This window comes from Leekyejoonella antrihumi (assembly GCF_007845645.1).
Classification (GTDB): domain Bacteria; phylum Actinomycetota; class Actinomycetes; order Actinomycetales; family Dermatophilaceae; genus Leekyejoonella; species Leekyejoonella antrihumi.
The window spans coordinates 1-1,115 of sequence record NZ_VCQV01000136.1 but is presented as its reverse complement, the minus strand read 5'-3'; the positions used below and the strand labels follow the sequence as shown (position 1 = coordinate 1,115).

Below are 1,115 nucleotides of genomic sequence, written 5' to 3'. Positions count from 1 at the left end.
GCCGACGCCCACCACGAGCGACATCGCGGCCCCCTGTCACACCCTCACGCCAAAATGAGCACCAGCAAGACGGCAGACGCCGACACCCACCTCACACGCCAGACCTATGCAAGATCCGGGCTAGCCGTCGACAACGGGACTGCGCGTGAGCCGCCGTGTGCGCAGGCTATCCCTGCTCGGGCAAGTCTGCGAGGGGTGATGGTGCTGACCCGAACAGGTCGGGGCTAGTTCGAGGCGGGGCCTTTCAGGCGCGTCACGACAGATCGAGTGATCGGCTGGCCACCGGACCGACGTCCGATCATCAGCGTGAGGCGTTTACCGGATTTGCCGCAACCAGCGAGGGTTGCGCCACTGGACACCTATCTGTGTTCTAGTCATACTTGTGACCATGACGAGCATCCCACTGGCAGACGCCAAGGCACACCTCTCCGATGTCGTCAGCCGAGTCAGCAAACACCACGAACGAGTCACCGTCACCGTGCACGGCCAGCCCTCGGCCGTCCTGCTCTCCCCTGACGACCTGGCCATGCTCGAAGAGACCATCGCCGTCCTGGGCGATCAGGACCTGATGACGCAGCTTGCCGCCGCCGAGGCCGACCTGGCCGCTGGCCGGGTCGAGACCCAAGAAGACCTCGAGGCGGCGATGCGTTCACGCCGGACCTCGGCGTGAACGATCCGCGCTACCAGCTGCAAATTGTCTCCTCGGCGCGCCGTCACCTCACCGAAGAACTCCCCGAAGCCGTTGCTGCCGCCCCGTTCGAATTCATCACCGGCCCGTTGCTCGAGAACCCGCAGCGCGTCGGGAAACAGCTCCGCCCACCCTTGGCAGACCGGCACAGCGCCCGGCGAGGCACGTATCGAATCCTCTACAGGATCGACGATCAGACCAGAACTGTGACGGTCCTGGCCATCGGCCACCGCGGAGACATCTACCGCCCCTGAGCATCCACAGCGGCCTTCCATCTGCCGCGATCCGCGCGGACGTGGCACCCAGGACTGTCAGAATTTTGGTGTTTTTGATCCTCACTGTTTTCAGTACTTTTCGGCTGTTGGCCAGCGGCCCTCGAACGTAGTAGCGAAGACATTCAGCGCCGGCTTCCAGCGCGTGACCCAGC

General features: G+C 64.1%; 2 protein-coding genes. Both read left to right on the top strand.

All coding sequences use genetic code 11. The annotated features are described in order from the left end of the window. The first annotated feature begins 388 nt into the window (after nucleotides 1–388). Nucleotides 389–670, top strand: coding sequence for a type II toxin-antitoxin system Phd/YefM family antitoxin (locus FGL98_RS25125; protein ID WP_146321621.1), 282 nt, complete (start codon nucleotides 389–391; stop codon nucleotides 668–670). After that, entirely contained in the window at nucleotides 667–942 is a 276-nt protein-coding gene (locus tag FGL98_RS25120) for a type II toxin-antitoxin system RelE family toxin (protein WP_146321620.1), read from the top strand. Before FGL98_RS25125 ends, FGL98_RS25120 begins: the two co-directional genes overlap by 4 nt. Nucleotides 943–1,115 lie beyond the last annotated feature (173 nt).